Source organism: Nocardia coffeae, from assembly GCF_019890715.1.
GTDB classification, from domain to species: Bacteria; Actinomycetota; Actinomycetes; order Mycobacteriales; family Mycobacteriaceae; genus Nocardia; species Nocardia jiangxiensis.
The window spans coordinates 436,793-455,919 of record NZ_JAINZY010000001.1; the positions used below are offsets into that span (position 1 = coordinate 436,793).

The following is a 19,127-nucleotide window of genomic DNA, read 5'->3' on the forward strand; positions in this document are numbered from 1 at the left end:
CACCAGCGTACGTCCCATGCGCTCAGGCTCTCTCGTCTTTGATCGCATGCACCACGGCCGCCACTCGGGTGTTGATCATGGCGATCAACTTCGCGTTGTCGACCGCTGTCGCGACGGGCGGAGTCTGATCGTCGATCACGTAGCGCCCGTCGTCCTCGAGATCACGCCATTCCAAGCGATGTTTGGTCCGGCCACGCGGACCGAATATCGAACGCATCTGGCGGACCTCCACGATTCCGGTATAGGTCGTGGGCGCATCGAGAAAACGCTGCGCACGATCCGATGCCGATTCGGCGAATGAATCCTGAACCGACGACTGACCGTACGAATAATCCAGCTCCTCGTGAGAATTCCCGGGGCCGATGTTCTCACCGGCGAGGACCAGCGCAGAGATATGTCCGGGATCCGCCTCGGGAATCGCTGCCACCACGGCATCGGCCAGCCGGATGGCGTCACATTCGGTCACGGTGAATCCGTCTGCATCCCAATAGGTTTCACCAGTCTGCTGCGAGATGACGTAGCCCCGGTCACCGCTGCGAGCGGCATACAGCCGGACAAGCTCGCCCGGCTGCCCCCACACGCGCCAGTCCGCCTTTTCCCATGCGCGCCAGTCGGCGCATTCGAGCATGACCGCGATATCCGGTCGAGTGATCGCGGCCAGCATCCGATCGAATTCCGCGTCGCGGGCCTCGGCCAGACTCGCCCTGGTTTCCCGCTGCACGAAACGGAACTCGTCTTGGGACTTCGTCCGATTCGTATAAGCCAGCGGCCAGGGAACCGGGCCATCGGTCGCATCCAGCCACAGGACGAAGAAGTCGAATCCTGCGAACGTCCAGGTGCGACTCATTTCTCGACAACGGGTTTGGCGACGGTCGGCGCATTTCCGAGTGCATCGTCGAGCCATTCCTCGGAGTCGAGGAATTCGGCCCGCTTCCGCTCCTTGTCGCTCTGGCCGCCGCGTTGCGCTGCGCCCATGGGGCTCATCGCAGGCATGCCCATACCGCTGCTGTTGGTGGAAAGTGCGGACTTCGCCTCGCCGGTGAGGGTTTCGCCGAGAGCGGACGTGAGAGACGCACGCGGGAACAACTTCGCCGATGCCTGTCCGACGGACGAGAATGGCGTCGACTCGCCGCTGAGGCCCCCGCCACCGCCACCACCACCGCCGCCCAGGCCATTCAGCGCCGACTTCTCCAGTCCCTCCAGGGCGGAGGAAGCAGGCGTTTCGAACTCGCTGGCGAGGTTCTTCAGCTGGCTCTGCTGTGTGCCCTGCTGCAGGAACTGTTGCGCCGCCTGCACTCCCTGTTGCAGGACCTGCTGGAGGGTCTGGAAGATCTGCTGTTCCTGCTGCTGTTGCTGTTGCTCTTGCTGCTGTTGCTGTTGCTCTTGCTGCTGTTGCTGTTGCTCCTGTTGCTGTTGCTGTTGCTGCTTCTGTTGCTGTTCCTGCTGCTTCTGCTGTTGTTGCTCTTGCTGCTTCTGTTGTTCTTCCTGCTGCTTCTGCTGCTGCTCCATCTGCTTCTCGTAGGAGCTGCTGGGGCCGGGTTGGGAAGGAGTCGACGGCTTCGAAGGGTTAGCGGGGTTGGACGGATTCGCAGGTTTGGACGGATTCGCAGGGTTAGCCGGATTCGCAGGGTTGGCCGGGGGCTGTGTGCCGTCATCGACGCCCTTGATACCGGTGGGGGGCGGCAGATCCGGCAGCACCTGCATGTGCGTGAGCCCGGGCGAGTAGAAGCCGGCGACCGCAGCGTTCGCAGTGGCCATTTGCTCGCTCTGAGCACTCGTGTCGGTATCGACCTTGTCCGGCATGGCATCATGTACGACCTTGAGCCAGCCCGACGCATCCACCATCAGGTTTCCGATGATATTCATCCGGCCGATCAAATCGTCTGCAACAGTCTTGATCCGGGTGACTGCCTGCATTGCAGCGTCCGAACCGTCCCCCTTCCAACTGTCCTTGGTGATGTCGGTCATCTGCTGATCCAGATAGTGGAACGACTCATTCACCTTGGCGGCGATAGCAATCCAGGTGCTGCCCAGGTCGAGCAGCTGCGCAGGCTTGCCGTCGGTCGTCTTCTTCAGGTTGACCGCGGATGGAGGGTCCAAACTGTGCGGTCCCGGAGCAGAACCGTCCACAGTCGTCGTACCAGCGCCCGCCTGTACTTGCGGCTTGGCAAAGTCCGACGACGGAGGATTTTTACTGTCGTACTTCGGCACCTGGTTGGTCAGGTTTATGGGATCGTAGACGTCGGGAATCGTGGTCGCCGCCGGTTTATTGCTCGTCACCGGGACGTCCTGCTTCTCTTTCGTGGTGTCGATTCCGTAGACGTACTGTTCCTGTGAGTACAGATCCGGCGCAGCGAACGTCAGCCTCGTATAGGCGCTCTTCACCTTGTCCAGCGAATCTGCCGCCCCCTGGTCCTCATTGGTCATCAAATTCCCGGCACGTACGAGGGCTTCACCAATCTGGTCGACGGCGTCCTTGTACTTGGGCAGGAGATTGGTCATCAGGTCGGCCGCGGTATCGGTCAACTTTTTCGACAGATTCGTGGGGAGGTCGTAGTGATTGGGCGGAGTGCCGAAAAGTTGTGTGTCCCCTCCTTTCTCGAAACCGTCGTACTTGTTCAAGGTGCCGTTGTATGCCGTCTCGAGCATCGATGCCGCGACCCCGACAGACCCCACCGCCTTCTTCAGCACGCCCGCGTCCACTTTGACGATCCGGTACGAACCGTTCTGAGCGTTGGTCAACAAGTCCTTCCACGGTTCGTTGGCCATGCCTCACCCCTCCTGATCAAATGCGCAAATCGGCTGCCGCACCTGTTTGTCGCTGGTTGAAACGCTCCTCGAAACCGGTGGCGTACACCGACGGTGCGGTCGAGGAAGACGACTGTTCGATGACTCCGTCGTCGGCGATGTAGAAGATCGCGCGGCCGATGGCGATCTCGCCCTCGGGGACCGGGACGAAGACCATCCAGCCGACGTTCAGGCGCTCGGCGACCAGGTCCTCGAGCGGGTAGTTGGTGGTGTCGATGTCCAGGCTCAGGATGTGCTCGCGCACCAGGGCGATGGCCCGATCCTGGGACAGCGCAACGGGATCGTCGGTCACCAGGCCCGCCAGCGACAGCTGGTAGAGCGCGCCGTCGATATCGTCGGCGGGGTCGTCGAACAGGGCGGTGAGGGTTTCGCGGGTGACCACGCCGGCCTCGGCGGCGGCCACCAGATTCACCGCGGCGGCACGCTGGGCGCTGCTCGGATCGTTGCTCACCACACCGCACACCACGTCGGCGACCGTATCCGCGGACCACACGCCGGGGATCGCGGCGCTGATCCTGTCGGAGGTCGGCGATTCGCCGCGGTACCAGCCGTCGCGGTCCCACCAGTAGCAGAACGACATCAGACCGCGCGCCGCGCGCGGGTTCAGCACCTGGTTCGCAACCCATTCCGGCGCACCGGAATACAGATCAGGCATCGGTTCGCCGTCGTTGTACGCCGCATCCAGCGCGGGAGCGTCCCAGACGCCGCCGGACAACACCGCGCGCCCGCCCGGCAGGATGTACAGCGTCGAACCGCTGCGCGAGGAGCCCTCGAAAACGCCCAGCGCGGGCAGCACCCGCGGACCCCAGTCCGAACCGATCGCGACGAAGGCCGCGGCGATCGCGGCCCAGCGCGACCAGAACACCGGCAGCACCGGGAAGTCGTCGTAGGACGGCACCGGGACCACGCCCGCCTCCTGCTCCGCGCGGGTGTTCTGCGCGGCCTGCTGCGGCGAACGCCACTGCCGGTTGTCGTGCCCGACGTACGCGGCCAGCCACACCGGCACCCGCTCGCGCGGAAAGGCTTGCAGGTCGGCCAGATACGCGTCCGGGACCAGCATCTGATCCTCGGGGAACGGCTCGTCGCCGTAGTCGTAATCGGCCTCGACGTGACCGGTGACATCGAGCCGGATCTCCATCCGCCACCACGGACCGTCGCCGAGCTGCGCGGAAACCTCGCGCTGCATCTGCACCAGATCGATGATCTCCGAGGAGGGTTCGCGCCGGGCCACCCGATCGGCGTCGTCGTAGTACAGCGTGTAGGTCACCCCGCCTGCGACGGTGATGGCGAAGTACGCCTCGAGCCGCTTCCAGCCTTCCGGACCGGCAACCGCGAGTTCGCGCGCGATGGTGTGGGCGAGCTGGGTCGCCTGCTGCTCGATGGAGGAGGGTTCCTCGGCAGCGGCCTGCGGTGCGGGCGTCGACTCACCGGGCACCTCCTCGTCCACGAGCGAGATGTCCAGCGGCGCTTCGGCACCGGCCTGCGGCGTGGGCGTGGCGCCCGCACCCGCGTCGGCGGACGGTCCGGCGGCGCCGGGTGTACCCCCGCCCAGGAGACCGCCCAGGCTGAAGGTGACGTCGGGGGCTTCCTGGCCCTTCGACGCTTCCTCGTGCGGATCGGTCATGTCCTCGAACCCTCCTGTATGCCGCAACGGCCTGCCTCATCACGGACAGGGGCAATCATGCCGTGTCACCGGCCGTCACGCTATTCAACGGTATCGCCGATCGACGTGAACGACGAGCCAATATCTCGAAAACGGCCACGGCCGAAAGGGCAAGACCACACTTCCCGGGTCTCGGGCCGGACGAGGCGCCGACCGGCCCGAACCGGAACTAGTGGTCCATATCGTCCATCTTCTGCGCGGCGTCGGTCATACCGGTGCCGAACTTGCCGAGCGAGCCGACCATATTGTCCGCACCCTGCACGAGGTTCTTGCTGGAGTTGGTGTATCCGCTGTCGCCCTCGGTGAACTTGTTGCCGTAATGGTCGTGACCCCAGGGAAATCCCTTGGCGTTCAGGCCGTTCTTCAGGGTCGTGACGATCGTGGTGACCCGACTGGTGACATCGTTCATCGTTCCCGCGGCCTGCCGCAGTTTCGCGGTGTCGACTTCGACCGGTTTACTCATCGAATTCTCCCTCTCTGATCGTCCTCGGTGACCGCATTACCAGCGATCCTCGGGACGTCCACTCTCCCAATGGGTATCGAGCCGCTCCATCAAATTGTCGATCTGCTGCTGGATCTTGTTCGCGAACGCGTTGCGACCGATGCCGACGGCCACCGGAGAGTCGTCCATGTTCATCACATAGCGGCCGTCGCCGATCACATCGCGCCAGAGCAACTTGGTCTCCTGGATGCCGCGCGGGCCGAATTTCGAACGGCCCTGGACGACGCGCAGCGTCCCGGTCTTGCTGGCGGGCATGTTGAAGAACTTCGTGGAGGCGACGGCGGGCGGATCCTCGTCGTCGTCCTTGAAGAAACTTCCGCCGCCGTGCCCGACGTGCTCGGCCGGATCGATGATGATCGGGGTGCTGGACTGACTGCCCGCCTCGGTCGGCGGCAGCGACCTGACCACCTCGGATGCCAGGCTGCGCGGATCACATTCGGTGACGATGTATCCGTCGGTGTGCCAGTACGTCTTTCCGGGCTTCTGCTCGAATTTGAACGCCTGTGCGCCACTGCGCGCGAAATGGATGTAGATGTTCTTCTTGCCGTTGTCCATATCGCGCTCGTCCCAGCCGTGCAGCCGGATGTAGATCTCCGGGGCGCACATGACGTCGATCATCGAGTCCCAGGACGGATCCCATTTCGCCCGCAACTCTTGCCAGACATCGGCTTTCAGCGCCGCCGACTTGTCGATCGTCATGTGCTCGTCGAGCGTCCAGAACAGCGGGTCCGGCATTTCGCCACCCCGGTACTTTTCACAGAGCACCTGGAATTCGATGCCGGTGAAGGTCCACGACAGGCTCACGGCTCGATCACCGGCCTCACCTTGTCGACCGGATCGAGGATCTCATCGAGATTCGTCGCGCCATCGAGGTATTTCGCCCGCTTGTGTTCCTTGTTGCTGTTGGCCTGCTGACTGCCTCCCATGGGTCCGGGCATACCCGGCATGCTCGGTCCGTTCGCGGAATTCGGGTCGAGGGCATGTTCGGTGGACAACGGCGTATCGGAGCCGGCCGCACGCGGGAACAGTTTCGACACGTCCGGCGAACCGTTCGGATCCAGCGCGGCGCCAACGGCATTCGAGATGTCGTGCCCCGCTCCGCCGAGTGCTTCCCCGGCCTGGGTCAGGCCCTGGCCGAGGCTGCTCAACGCGTTGTTGAACATGCCGGGCAAACCAGCCATACCGGAGGTCGCGGCGCCCAGCAGCGAGGGCAGCAGGCCCGAGAGCGCACCGCCGAGGGTGTTGCCCAGGCTGTCCAGTCCGGACAGCGCGCTGTACGGGGACGCGCCCGACAGGCCCAGCGCGTTCTCGGCGGCCAGGTAGCCCGCCGAGTAGCCCGCTTGGTAGCCCGCGGCGTAACCCGAACCGCTCAGGCCGTACGAACCGTAACCGTAACCACTGCCGTAGCCGCTGCCGTAACCGTAGGAGCCGTATCCGCTGCCGTACGCGCCACTGCCGTTCCCGTATCCGGAGTAAGCGCCCGAGTAGCCGATACCCGAGTAGCCACCGAGCCCCGAGTAGGCGCCGATGCCGGAGTAGGCGCCCATACCGGATGCGGCCGCCAGGCCCGCGGAGTAACCGGCCATGTACGCCGAGCCCATGGCGCCGGTGTAGCCGCCCGCATTGCCGCCGCCGCCCTGGCTGCCGCCACCGCCGCCACCGCCGCCGTACGCACCAGCACTCGATCCGGCCCCGCTGTAGGCGCCGTAAGGACTGCTCGCGCCGTAGCTACCGGCGCCGCCGCCGCCGTAGCCGCCACCGGTGCCGCCACCGGTGCCGCCGCTGCTCTGTCCTGCACCGGTGCTGCTGCCTGCGCCGTAGCCACTGCCGTAGCTGGAGCCGGTGCCGCCGGTCGAAGCGCCACCGGCGCCACCGCCGTACCCGCCGCCGGTGCCGCCGGTCGAACCACCACCAGCGCCGCCGGTCGAACCACCAGCGCCGTAGCCGTTGCCGTTGCCGTTCCCGCTGCCCGCGGCGGCCGCGGCGGCGGCGTAACCCGCGGAGTACCCGGCGCCGTAACCGGCGGAATATCCCGCGCCGTAACCGGCGGAATACCCTGCGTTGTAACCGGAATCGGCGCCACCGCCATAACCGCTTCCGGTACCGCTGCCATAACCACTGCCGTAGCCGCTGCCATAACCACTGCCGGCGCCGCTGCCGTAACCACTTCCGGCACCGCTACCGCTGGCGGCACCGCTACCACTGGCGGCGCCGCTGCCACTGCCGTTACCGCTGTTCGAGCCGCTCGAGCTGGTATTTCCGGTGCCCGAACCCAGAACCGTGATGTACGGCAGGGCCTTCATCGCATTCTGGATACCGACCTTGTAGTCGTTGTTGTACGCATCCAGGGCCTTGTTGCGCCACTTCTTGATGGTGCAGTCTGCGACCCACCAATCCGACCGGGGCGCGGTGGGCATCTGATCGAATGTGGCCTTCAAGAAACCACTGGTGTACTTCAGGACCGAGGACAGTTCGCTGATGCTGTTACTGAACGCCATGGCGCCGTTCTCGAAACGCTGCACCGCGGCCATGGCCGCGGTCGCTCCGGTGCCCGTCCACATGTCGCCGGTGATCTTCGACAACTGCTGGGTCACGGACGTGAAGCTGTTGCCCATCTGCGTGGCCAGCCACCCGTAACGGACGCTCGCGGCGTCGGTATTCCAGTCACTGCCGATCATCGACCGGTCGAAGTAGTAGAAATCGTCGAAAGTCCACGAGCTGGCATCGTTGATCTGCACCGTCTGACCGGTGTCGTGGTTCAGCGGAGTCGTGGGCGCGTCCGGCATATCACCGCTGCCCACCGAGAACTGCGAGGGGTCCGGTGGATTGACGGTCGGATCGCTCTTCAGCGCGGCATTACTGATGCTGGTGAAGTCGTCGACCGTCTGCCCCTCGGTCTTCTGATAGGCCTTGAGCGCCGCGATGAACGTGTCCTGCATATTCGTCAGGATCTTCTGCAGGCCCTCGATCCCGGTGAGGATCGTGGTGCCCTTCTGGTTGTAGATGTTCGTCAGCTGGGGACCGGCCGGGTCCAGCGCGTAGTTCGTGATGGGCTTGATGGCGTTCAGCTGGTTGTCGGTGATGTACTTGTGGTACGTGTCCAGCTGCTTGATCAGCTCGTGAATCGCCGCGGCACTGTCCTTGAACACCTGGAAGTCGGCGCTCATACCCTTGTCGGTGTTGAGCGTCAGGCTCGGCGGATCGCTGCTGGCCCAGTTGTGGAGATTGGTCCAGTCCGTCGAATCTTGGGGCGTCGTATCTCCAGGGCCACCGGTGGTTGTACCGCTGGTGCCGGTGCCGTCAGCCATCTCTTCCTACTCCCTCATCAAAGTCACTAAGTGTGCCGAGCTCTGCTGCCCTAATCGGAATCCCGGTAGCTCAACCCCGGGGCCCTCGGTTCGCCGTCGGGAGCCTTCGGCCCGCCTTCGGAGATCGTCGTCACGGGCGTCGCCTTCGGCTTCGGCTTCGCCCTCTGTTTATCAGGATCTCGCGAACCCGCCTGCGGCAGTAGAGGTTCGCCGAGGTTGAACTTGACGTCCACATCGGCCTCGGGAGGCTCGACCTCGACTTCCTCGTCCGGCGAGGGCATCAGGACTGCCTTGGGACGCTTGCGTTTTCGCTTGTCGTCCTTCTTGCGGTCCTTCTTGCGATCCTTGGGGCCCTTGGATTCGGCCGTCTCCGCGCCGCCACCCATACCGCCCATACCACCACCACCGCCCGCACCGCCGAATCCCGAACCTGCCGAACTCGGCATGCTCTGGTCGTCGGAACCGTCCGGGTTCTGCGGTGTCTGGTCACTCTGATTCGTCGGATCCGGAGAACTCGTGCCGTCGCCCAGCGACCCCGGGGAACCGTCGTGCGAGGCGCCGTTCGATGCCCCATTGCTGCCGTCGTCGCCGGTGACGTCGGCCATCGACTTGTTCGCCTCGGAGCCGTACTGCGACCCGGGCTGACCGCCGGTCCCGTCGGTGCCCGAACCTGTTCCGTCCGTGCCGGATCCGGTTCCGTCGGTGCCCGAACCTGTTCCGTCGGTACCGGATCCGGCTCCATCGGTGCCCGAACCCGTTCCGTCCGTCCCGGATCCGGTCCCGTCGGTGCCCGAACCCGTTCCGTCCGTCCCGGATCCGGTCCCGTCCTTGCCGGAACCCGTTCCGTCCGTGCCCGAACCGGTCCCGTCACTGCCCGAACCCGTCCCGGTGGACGATCCGTCCCCGCCCGAACCCGGGGTGTTCTGCGAACCGAGCGGGTTCTGCCCCAAGGCATTCAGCAGGCCGGGCGCCGAGAGGGATTGCAGACCGTTCTGCCCGGTGAGCGCGTTGAGCAGTGCGTTCAGGGCGGGACTGGCCGAATTCAGCAGATTCGACAATCCCTGACCGCCCAGGCCGGACGATCCCTGATTGCCCAGCCCCGTCAGATCACCGAGCCCCGACAGGCCGTTCAGTCCGGACAACCCGTTGAGCCCGTTGAGCATGTTGTTCAGCCCCGACAGCCCGCCGGGTCCGTTCAATCCGGACAGCATGTTCGCCAGGCCGAGCGGACCGCCGCCACCCATCGAACCGAGCAGATCCGACATCGCCTGCGGGGACAGATGCGACATACCGGCCAGCCCCGACAGTTGCGACGGCGACAGTCCGGACAGCCCGCCCAGACTCGAGAGTCCCGGCAGATTCGACAGATTCGACAGCCCCGCCAGCTGCGCGGACTTCAGTCCCTGCAACCCGGCCAGCCCCTGGGCCAGGTGCGCGGCCGCGGCCCGCTGGGCAGCGGCGGCGGCCTGGTGAGCCGCCGCCTCGCGGGCGGCGGCCTGCTGGGCAGCAGCCGACGACGGACCCGACACACCCGCCAGATCGTGGGCCGCCCGTCGGGCAGCGTCGTTGAGACCGGACAGATCCGGGCCGCCGGAGTGGTGGCCGTTACCGCCGCCGTACCCGTTACCACCGCCGTACCCGTTACCACCGCCGTACCCGTTGCCGCCGCCGTAACCTCCGCCGCCCCAGTTGCTGGTCCACGGCGGATTCCAGTAGAACGGCGGTGGCTGGAACGGTGGTGGTGGAAGCGGAAGCGGAGGTGGTGGCGGGGGCAGCGGCGGAGGCGGCGGCACCAGATCCTGCTCCGGAATGAACTGGATCGCCTCCGGCCCCGGCAGCGCCATGAACATCGTCGGATCCGGCGGCGGTGCGGGCAGCACCAGCCGCGAACGGAACCTCGTGGTCAGATCGCCGCCCTCGACGAACGGGCTGTCCCGGTCGCGCGGCGGCAGTTTCACGCCGTCGGCATCGTTGACGTGCACCTTGCCGTTCTCGTCGACGGTCCACGTGGTGCCGTCCGGGCGGCTGCCCGACGAGGTGCCGTCCTTGTCGGTGACCCGCACCGAACCGTCCGAGCGGATCTCCCGGAGCGACCCGTCGGGATGCTTGATCCCGACCATGCCGTCCGGTCTGGTCTCGCGCGAAACACCTTCCAGATCGGTGAATTTCACCCCGCCCTTGCCGACCTCGGACACCGAGTCGCCGTGGAACACCTTGAACCCGTTGGAGGTGTTCTCCAGGGTCGAGCCGTTGGAAAGCTTGACCGTCCCGTGCGTCGACTCGATGGGCGAGCCGCCCTTGAGCGCCTCCCCGTCGGGACCGGTGACGGTCACCTTGCCCTTGGCGTCCTTCTCGAAGGTGGTGCCGTTCGGGTCGGTGACCTTGACCGTGCCCTTCGCGTCCACCCGCAGTCCGGTGCCGTCGGGACGGTCGAGCGTCACCGGCGGTCGCTGCGGGCCGGTCATCCGCTCCTGGAACCCCGACGGCTCCGGCGCCTTGGGCACGGTCGTGGTCGAGCCGTCCGGATAGGTGGTCTTGCGCCCGCCCAGCGGATTCGAGGTGTCGGCGACCGCGTGGGTGGTGCCGTCCGGATCCTTCACCGTCACCGCGCCGTCGGAATGCAGGGTCTGCTCGGTGCCGTCGTGCATCGAGACCACGGTCGGCGAGTCCGGCCCCTTCTGCACCACGGTGCCGTCCGGCTTGGACAGCGTGGTGTGGCCGTTGGGCTCCTCGAAATGCGTTGTGCCGTCGGTCTTGATGGTGCTGACGGTGCCGTCCGGGGTCTTGGTGCGCACGGTCCCGTCGGGGCCGATCGAATGCGTCGTGGTGTCCGGCCGGTCGAACGAGATCGAGCGATCGGGATCGATGGTGATCGTGCGCTGCGGATCGCCCGGATGCCCGAACGTGATGTTCTTGTCCTTGTCGACGGTGAAGTGCGTCCCGTCCGGTGCGGTGATGTGTATTTCGCCGCCGCTCTTGTTCCAGGCCGCGAAGGTGCCCTGCCAGCCGGACTTGGAGCCCGATTCCCTTCCGCTGGAGCCGAATCCGGTCTTCGTGCCGTCCTCGCTGACGAAGTCCGCGGAACCGTTGCGCTTGATCGTGACCGTCGAGCCGTCCGAGTTGGTGGCCTTGACGGTGCCGTTGGGCTGCGCCTCGACCGTGACCGTTTTCCCGTTCTGGCCGAAGAATTCGACGCTGTGATCGTTGGTCTTCGGTGTCGAGGAACCCGGGGTGATCCGGCTGATGAAGCTGGGCTTCTCCGGGGGTGCGGGCGGGTGGATGGTGAACCGATGCGGGTCGTTTGCACTGCGCCCCACCGGAATCGGGCCGCCGTCGGATTTCATCAGATGCGTCGTGCCGTCGGTGGAGCTGACCAGCAGATCACCGTCGGAGTTCTTGTTCCAGGATCCGCGGTCGGACTGCACGGTGTGGGTGCTGCCGTCGGAATGCGTGACGATCGTCGGGCGGCCCGGACCGAATTCGACCTTGCCGCCGTCCGGGCTGTGCGTGGTGGTATGCCCCGACGGTCCGGCGAATTCGGTTGTGCCGTCCGGTTTCACGGTGGTGGTCGAACCGTCCGGGCCGGTGGTGCGCACCCCGCCGCCGGACAGCGTGGTGTGCGTCGTGCGGTCCGGGCGACCGAAGGTCTGCTCCTCGAAATTTCCCGCACCCTTGCCGGGTTTGCCTGCGGGACTGCCACTTTCGTGGCCGTCCGGGCCGACGAACCGAACCGTCTCGCCGTCCGCGGACACCTTGATCCCGTGCAGTTCGCCGGGGCGGATGACCGTGATGTTGCCCTCGGAGTCGACGGTGTGCCGCGTGCCGTCGTGCGAGACCACCGTCGTGGTGCCGTCGTCGTTCCTGGTCCAGCTCTGTTTGTTCGTCGGGACGGTGTGCTGAGTGCCGTCCGGGGTGGTGACGATGGTGGGCTGTCCCTGCTCGGACTCCACCTTGGTCCCGTCCGGGCGGTAGGTGGTCTTCTTGCCGCCCGAGGAGGTGACCTCGGTCTCGCCGTTCGGCTTGACCGTGACGTTGGCTCCGTCCGTACCCGGGAACCGCACCGAACCGTCCCGGCCGAAGTTGTGCGCGGACGGCCCTCGGCCGCCATCCGCGCCGCCGTGCACGCCGATGAACACGAAGCCGTCCTGCACCTGGACCTCGGTGCCGTCGGGGAGGCGGACGGTGATGCTGCCGTCCTTGTTCCGCCGCCAGGTGGGGTTGTTGTCGTCATCGTTCGAACCGCTGCGGGTGTTCCCCGGGTTGGGTTCGTTGTGCAATCCACCGCCGCCGTCTTCGGTCCGAGATCCGTAGGGGGACAACGGAGTCTGATCGGACCGGTTCGATCCGCCGCCGACCCCGGCGCGCGGGCCGTTGCCGGAGGTGACCGGATCGTCGTTCGAACTGCGGCCGCCGCCGGAGGGGGTGGAGTTGCTGTCGCCGAGCGGGCGGCCACCGGAGTTGCCTGTATTGGACGAACCCGTATTGGACGAACCCGTCGCCGGAGTCCCGCCGACGCGTGTCGGCGTGGAGGTGCCGTCGCCGGTCACGCTCACCGTCGGGCGCGGTCCGCTCTGCAGGGACGTGCCGCCGCCACCCGGCGTGTTCTTGACCGAGGCCGCGATCGGGTTGCGCGTCCCGCTGCCGCCGGTTTCGGTGTTGGACCCCAGCGAATTCGAGGCGCGGACCGGCGTGCTCGTCGAACCCGTATCGGAGGACGAAAGTGGCCGCGCCGTACTGGAATTCGTTGTGAAGTCCGAACCGAACTGCGATCCGCCGGAGAACGACGGTGTGGCCTTGGGGGTGATCGGGCTGACCGGCGACAGGTCTTCGGAGTTCCACGGGGAGGTATCCGACACCGGGCTCACCAGTTCGTCGCCCTGGCGGGCGAGATTGAAGGCCGTCATGTCGGTCTGGACGCGCAGCGTCGGACGCGCTGTCGTACCGTCGCCGGTGTTCGAGGTCGAGGACGACCGGATCGGCGAGGACTGCGAGGTACTGCTGGAACTGGTCGTCGTGGTGGTCGTGGTTCGCTGGACCTGGTTGCCGGTGCTGGTGGTGGTGTTGTTCGTGACCTCGGTCTTCTGATTCGACTGAGTGACCGGACCGTCGGTGACCTCGGACTTCTGGTTCGACTGGATGACCGGACCGTCGGTGACCTCGGACTTCTGGTTCGACTGAGTGACCGGACCGTCGGTGATCTCGGACTTCTGATTCGACGGAGTCACCGGACCATCGGTGACCTCGGACTTCTGATTCAGCGGGGTTTCGGTGCCCTCGGTGGGCGGCTTCTTGGTATTCCCCCCGGTGATCCCCGAGGTCTCGTTCGCCGGTGGATCGGACCGCTGTTGCCCGTTGGTCGAATTGGACTCGGGCCGTGTGTTGTTCTGGGTCGATCCGGCCGGAGTGGTCGGCTTCTGATTGGCCGGCGGAGTCTGGTTGGAGTCGCTGAAGCCGCGCCCGTTGGTGTTGCCGTTGGTGACGGTGAGCTGGTTGTTCGGATGCTCCTCGTCGAAGTTCCCGCCCCGGTTGCCGTTCGAGCCGCCCGGCATGAAATCCGAACTGCCGCCGCGGAATCCGTTCGATCCGCCCGGCGTGAACTCCGAACTGTCACCGCGGAATCCGGTCGGGAAGGTCGGCGGGGAATCATCGCTCCCGCCGCGGGTGAAGGTGTTCTCGAAACCGCCCTTCGGGGAGAACGATCCGATCTCGAAGGTGTGCGACCCGGGCGGTGCGACGATGCCGCGGTACCCGCCCAGACCACCGCCCAGGGCGCCACGCACCGCACCACCGGCCCAGCCCGCGCCGTTGCCGAAGGTGCCCTCCCAGTCACCGGTGATGCCCGCGGCCACCAGGTTCGTGACCGCGTTGCCGAATTCGCCGCCCGCCGCGCCGACGAGCATGCCGTGACCGGTGCGCATCCACGGATTGGTCATGTCCCCGAACAACTTCGAGGCCTGCTTGCCGAAGAAGTTGCCGAAGGTCTTGCTCAGCCCGCCGACTCCGGCGCCGCCGGCCATCGCCACGCCGAACTCCGTGGCGTTGAAGCTCTTTCGCTTACCGTCCGCCATCTGGCCGAGCTGCACGGCGGCGTCGACGCCGCCGGAGATGAGCGCGGACTCGAGGATCCGCGCGACCCAGCCCTTGGCCAGATTCGCGAACTTCTCACCGAAGATCCGCAGCACCCGGGCGACGATCTGATCCTCGATCATCCTGGCCAGGAACCGGACCACCGCGCGGGTGGCGCCGATCTCGGCCGCCTCCACCGCGGGCGCGGTCGGCGGGAACAGCCACGCCCAGGCGATCTCGATGGCCAGCATGATCAGCGAGATGATCACCATGAGCTTGGCGGCCTGGACCTGGGTGCCCATGTCGAACGCGGCGTCGCCCACCGAATCCATATATTTGGCAAGGGTTTCCACCGAGGAGTCACCCTGCAGGATCTGGTCGAACATGCCCGCGATGTTCTCCCCGCCGGTGCCCTGCGGGTAGGCCGAGACCGCTACGCCCTTGGCGGACTGGATCTCCGGGATGACGCCGCGCAGTCCCTCCGCGGCGTCCTTCCAGATATGCGAGACCGCCCAGATGGCATCTTCATCGCCATCGGGCCATTCGGTTCCCGCGACGTAGCCCAACCATCGAAGCTCCGGAGGCAGATAGAGGCTCATAACGGTACAACCCGCACCTACCGGTCGACGTCACTGATCATCGAACGCGGGCGAACATCCTCGACGTCACCGTAGACCATCGTGGGCTCCTCCTCGCGCCGACGTTCGGCGGCATCGGGCGGGGCGGTCGACGCGGGCGGGACCAGCGGCATCATTTCGCCGAGATCCGGTGCGCCCTCCAATAATTCGGACAGCCGCGGCAGCCGGTCCTTGCGCTCGCGCAGCGGCTCCATGAGTTCGCGGGCCATCTTCTGCACCTTGGCGGAGGCGGCCTGGACCGACTGGGTCATCGCGGTGGCGATCTCCTCGTAGGTCAGATCCTTGATGTCGTCGGCGAATTTGGTTCCGATGAGGATGCCGTCGGCATTGACGGTGACCGTGATGCGCTTGTCGCATGCGGTAACGGTGGCCGTGAGCCGAGACCGATTGCGCTGGATCTCAGCGATGCCGGACATTTGCTCGGAGAACGCCTCCATCATCATTGCGGCATCGGCCTGCAATCGCTCATTGCTCATCGGCAACCTCCACGGATCAATGCTACGGCCGAACCCACTGAGCCGCACGTCGAGACGCTTGTCCCGGCGCACCCTCAGCTATATCCGGATCGTTGGTCCCGCTTCCATTGTTAACGTTCATCATGGCCGGTTCGCGGCAGGTTTCGCATCGCAATGCCGAAGTTTGCCCAGCCGATCTGTCGTCACATGACGTCACCACGAACAGCGCGCGAAATGCCCGGGAAACCTCCAGAGAACTCTGGACGAATCGACAGCGTCGGCGAGATGTCCTGGACGCCAACAGGTCTCGACGTGACCTCGCACACACCACGACCCCGCCCGCCGTCCCGGCATCCCGAAACACCCTCCCAGCGCACGACGCGGCTGGTCCCGGGCCGGTGGATCGGACGACGGCCGCGGGCACGCCCGACCGGACGATGCAATACTGACGCGGTGCGACGCAATCTTGTCATTGTCCGAGCCGGCGACACGTCGATGCACGAGAAGTGGCTGGCTGGGCCGGTGGATCGGAACTGGGACCTGATCGTCAGCTACTTCGGTGACGACCCGGATCGCTACCGGGTGCCCGACGTGGTGCGAGTGGATGCGAAGGGTCCGAAGTGGCCGCCGCTCGGGCAGCTCATCCAGAATCTGGCCACCCTGGTCGACCAGTACGACTACATCTGGCTGCCGGACGACGACATCGACGCGGACACCGCATCGGTCAACCTGATGTTCGACTATTGCGCCGAGTACAAGCTGTCGCTGGCCCAGCCCGCCCTGACCCCGGACAGTTCCATCGTCCACCCGATCACCCGGCTCGATCCGCGATACACGTTGCGCTACACCAACTTCGCCGAAGTCATGGCTCCCTGCCTGAGCGGGGACTTCCTGCGCCGCACCGTCGCGGAGTTCGGTGAGACCCAGTCGGGCTGGGGCATGGACTACGTGTGGACGAGCATGCTCGGCGAGGGCGATATCGCCATTCTCGACGCGGTCCCGATGCGGCACAGCCGGGCCCAGGGCAGCGGTCCGCTGTACGCGGCGGTGCGCGAGGCCGGGGTGGAGGATCCGCGGCAGGAATACGAGGCCTACATGGCCCGCAAGGGAATCTTCCGGCAGCCGCAGGTGATGTATCGCGGTATCCCCGCAGGTTTCCCGGAACCGGCGAGCCTGACTCGCCGCCGTCTGATGTGGCAGGCCCCCTCGCGGGAGGTGCTGGACCCGGGGCGCTGCGTCGTGCTGGTCCCGGTCGCGGACAAGATCGAACCCGATTGCGCCCGCGGCCTGTTCGAACTCGAACGGCAGGGATACACCGTGTGGCGCCTGTACGGAGCCTCCGCGATCGATCAGGCGCGCAGCCAGATGGCCACCGACGCACTGGCGGCCGGGTTCGAAGAACTGATGTGGATCGACGCCGACATCGACTTCCCCGCCGACGCGGTGAACCGGCTGCGCGCACTGGATCTGCCCGTGGTGTGCGGGGTCTACGCGAAGAAGGGCAGGCGCGAACTCGTGGTGCACTTCGAGCCCGGAACCGAACAACTGGTGTTCGGCCAGGGCGGCGGGGTGCTCGAAATCAAGTACGCTGCCACCGGATTCCTGCTCACCAAGCGCAGTGTTTACGAGAAAATCCAAGCGGCGGAACAACTTCCGACCTGCAACCGGCAGTTCGGCACCCCGACGGTGCCGTACTTCCTGCCGATGGTCATCGACGACGGCGAGAACCCCTGGTATCTGGGTGAGGACTTCGCCTTCTGCGAGCGGGCCCGGCGCAACGGTTTCGCGATCATGGCCGACACCCGAATTCGCTTGGGCCACATCGGCCGTAACTCCTACAGCTGGGAGGAGGCCGGTACCGACTCCCCCCGCTACGCCACCTACACCTACCATCTGCACCCGCCCAAGGATGCGACCGCCGAGCCGGAGCCGCAGCCGGAGGCGCCCGCCGCGGGCGCGGATGCCTCGGCAACCGCCGCACCGGCGTGGGCGAGCCCGGGGCAGGAAGAGCCCGCCGCACAGCCGGAGCCGGACGACGCACCACCGGTGTCCGGACCGAATTCGTGAGTGAGTTTCCCGACGTCACCGACCTCCAACGCGCACAGGCGGAGTTCGACGACCGGTGTAATACTGTCGTTGTGCGACGTAACCTTGTCATCGTCCGAGCCACCGAAATATCGCAGCACGAGTCCTGGCTGACCGGTCCGGGCGATCGGAATTGGGATCTGATCGTCAGTTACACCGGCGCCGACGCGAAACGCTTCCGCAGCCCGCACGTGGTGCGTATGGATTTCGAGGGCACGAAATGGCCCGTGGTACGGCAGGTGGCGCAGAGCTTGGGCGATGCACTCGAACAGTACGACCACATATGGGTTCCGGATGACGATCTCCAGACCGATATGGCATCGATCAATGCGATGTTCGATATCTGTGCCGAATACTCCTTGGCACTGGCGCAACCCACGCTCACCAGTGACAGTTATGTCGATCACGAGATCAACCGGGTCGTTCCCGATCATGTACTGCGATACACGAATTACGTCGGCACCATGGCGCCCTGCTTCAGCCGGGAATTCCTGAATCGCTGCCTGCCGGATTTCGTCGCGAGGGTCTCCGAATTCGGCCTCGCGGCACTGTGGCCGACCATGCTCGGCGACAACGACATCGCCGTCATCGATCACGCGTCGGTCCGCAACGTCCGGTCGCGCGCGATTCTGCAGCCCGCCACGGACGAGGAGCTCGAGCTGTTCGCCCGGCTCATCGAGCTGGAAGGCACCGAGGAGTACGACGACCTGCCCGACGTGGATCCGCGGATCGTCGAGTATCGGCGGTTCATCGACGCGCGCGAACTCTCCCCCGTCGAACCGCAGGTGCGCGGGGAGGTCGCGGCCGATCCGGACGCACCGGACGCGCCGCGGCCGCGGCTGGACCCGTTCTGGGTCGCCTCCAATACCCGCGAACGCCTCGATCCCGCGCGCTGCGTGATCCTGGTGCCGGTGGGCGATAGTATCGAGCCCGATTGCGCGCGTGGGCTTTTCGAGCTCGAGCAACAGGGTTACCCGGTGTGGCGGCTGTACGGCGCCTCCGGTATCGACCAGGTCCGCAGCCAGATGGCCACCGACGCGCTGGCGGCCGGGTTCGAGGAACTGATGTGGATCGATGCCGATATGTCCTTCCCGGTCGAGGCGGTGATGCAGCTGCGCACCCTGGACCTGCCGATCTCCTGCGCCGTCTACACCAAGAAGGGGCAGCGCGAGCTGGTGGTCCACCTCGAGCCGGGTACCCAGCGGCTGACCTTCGGCGAGGGCGGCGGACTGGCCGAGATCAAGTACGGCGCAACCGGATTCCTGCACACCCGTCGGGAGATCTACGACGAGATCCAGCAGCACGAGCAATTGCCCACATGCAACAAGCATTTCGGGCGCCCGGTCGTCCCGTACTTCCTGCCGATGGCCGTCCCGGTGGGCGAGGACTTCTGGTATCTGGGTGAGGATTTCGCGTTCTGCGAGCGCGCCCGGCGCTGTGGTTACGCCATCATGGCCGACACCCGGATCCGATTGGGCCACATCGGGCGACGGACCTACGGCTGGGAGGATGCGGGCAGTTCCCAGGAACGGTTCGCCAGCTTCACCTTCAACTTCTGATCCCCGCGACCGCCTCGGCGGTGCGGAGATCAGCGAACATGTT

The 19,127-nt window shown here is 65.9% G+C and carries 10 protein-coding genes; 2 read left to right on the plus strand and 8 right to left on the minus strand.

From position 1 onward, the window contains the following. Nucleotides 1-22: 22 nt before the first annotated feature. The 8 genes from K7711_RS01880 to K7711_RS01915 form a co-directional block, all read right to left on the minus strand. The gene (locus K7711_RS01880; RefSeq protein ID WP_222964276.1) at nucleotides 23-847 is read right to left on the minus strand and encodes an ESX secretion-associated protein EspG; all 825 of its coding nucleotides are present in this window, start codon (nucleotides 845-847) and stop codon (nucleotides 23-25) included. Continuing rightward, nucleotides 844-2,769 carry a WXG100 family type VII secretion target gene (locus K7711_RS01885; protein ID WP_222964278.1) on the minus strand — a complete coding sequence of 642 codons (1,926 nt, stop codon included), beginning with the start codon at nucleotides 2,767-2,769 and terminating at the stop codon, nucleotides 844-846. The genes K7711_RS01880 and K7711_RS01885 overlap by 4 nt, the downstream gene beginning before the upstream one ends. A gap of 16 nt (nucleotides 2,770-2,785) precedes the next feature. Continuing rightward, on the minus strand, nucleotides 2,786-4,432 hold the full coding sequence (locus K7711_RS01890; RefSeq protein ID WP_222964280.1) for a hypothetical protein: 1,647 nt from the start codon (nucleotides 4,430-4,432) through the stop codon (nucleotides 2,786-2,788). Between the two features lie 208 nt (nucleotides 4,433-4,640). After that, a complete protein-coding gene (locus tag K7711_RS01895; protein WP_222964282.1) occupies nucleotides 4,641-4,934 on the minus strand; it encodes a WXG100 family type VII secretion target in 294 nt (97 codons plus the stop codon). Nucleotides 4,935-4,970: 36 nt separating this feature from the next. Then, a complete protein-coding gene (locus K7711_RS01900) occupies nucleotides 4,971-5,777 on the minus strand; it encodes an ESX secretion-associated protein EspG (RefSeq protein WP_222964284.1) in 807 nt (268 codons plus the stop codon). Continuing rightward, a complete protein-coding gene (locus K7711_RS01905; RefSeq protein WP_222964286.1) occupies nucleotides 5,774-8,281 on the minus strand; it encodes a hypothetical protein in 2,508 nt (835 codons plus the stop codon). The genes K7711_RS01900 and K7711_RS01905 overlap by 4 nt, the downstream gene beginning before the upstream one ends. A 50-nt stretch (nucleotides 8,282-8,331) precedes the next feature. Beyond that, entirely contained in the window at nucleotides 8,332-14,946 is a 6,615-nt protein-coding gene (locus K7711_RS01910) for a WXG100-like domain-containing protein (RefSeq protein ID WP_222964288.1), read from the minus strand. Nucleotides 14,947-14,963: 17 nt separating this feature from the next. Then, entirely contained in the window at nucleotides 14,964-15,461 is a 498-nt protein-coding gene (locus tag K7711_RS01915; protein ID WP_222964290.1) for a YbaB/EbfC family nucleoid-associated protein, read from the minus strand. Between the two features lie 432 nt (nucleotides 15,462-15,893). Here K7711_RS01915 and K7711_RS01920 point away from each other — a divergent pair, with 432 nt between their 5' ends. Next, the gene (locus K7711_RS01920) at nucleotides 15,894-17,507 is read left to right on the plus strand and encodes a hypothetical protein (protein WP_222964292.1); all 1,614 of its coding nucleotides are present in this window, start codon (nucleotides 15,894-15,896) and stop codon (nucleotides 17,505-17,507) included. Between the two features lie 71 nt (nucleotides 17,508-17,578). Next, the gene (locus K7711_RS47275) at nucleotides 17,579-19,084 is read left to right on the plus strand and encodes a hypothetical protein (protein ID WP_235746516.1); all 1,506 of its coding nucleotides are present in this window, start codon (nucleotides 17,579-17,581) and stop codon (nucleotides 19,082-19,084) included. The last annotated feature ends 43 nt before the right edge of the window (nucleotides 19,085-19,127 follow it).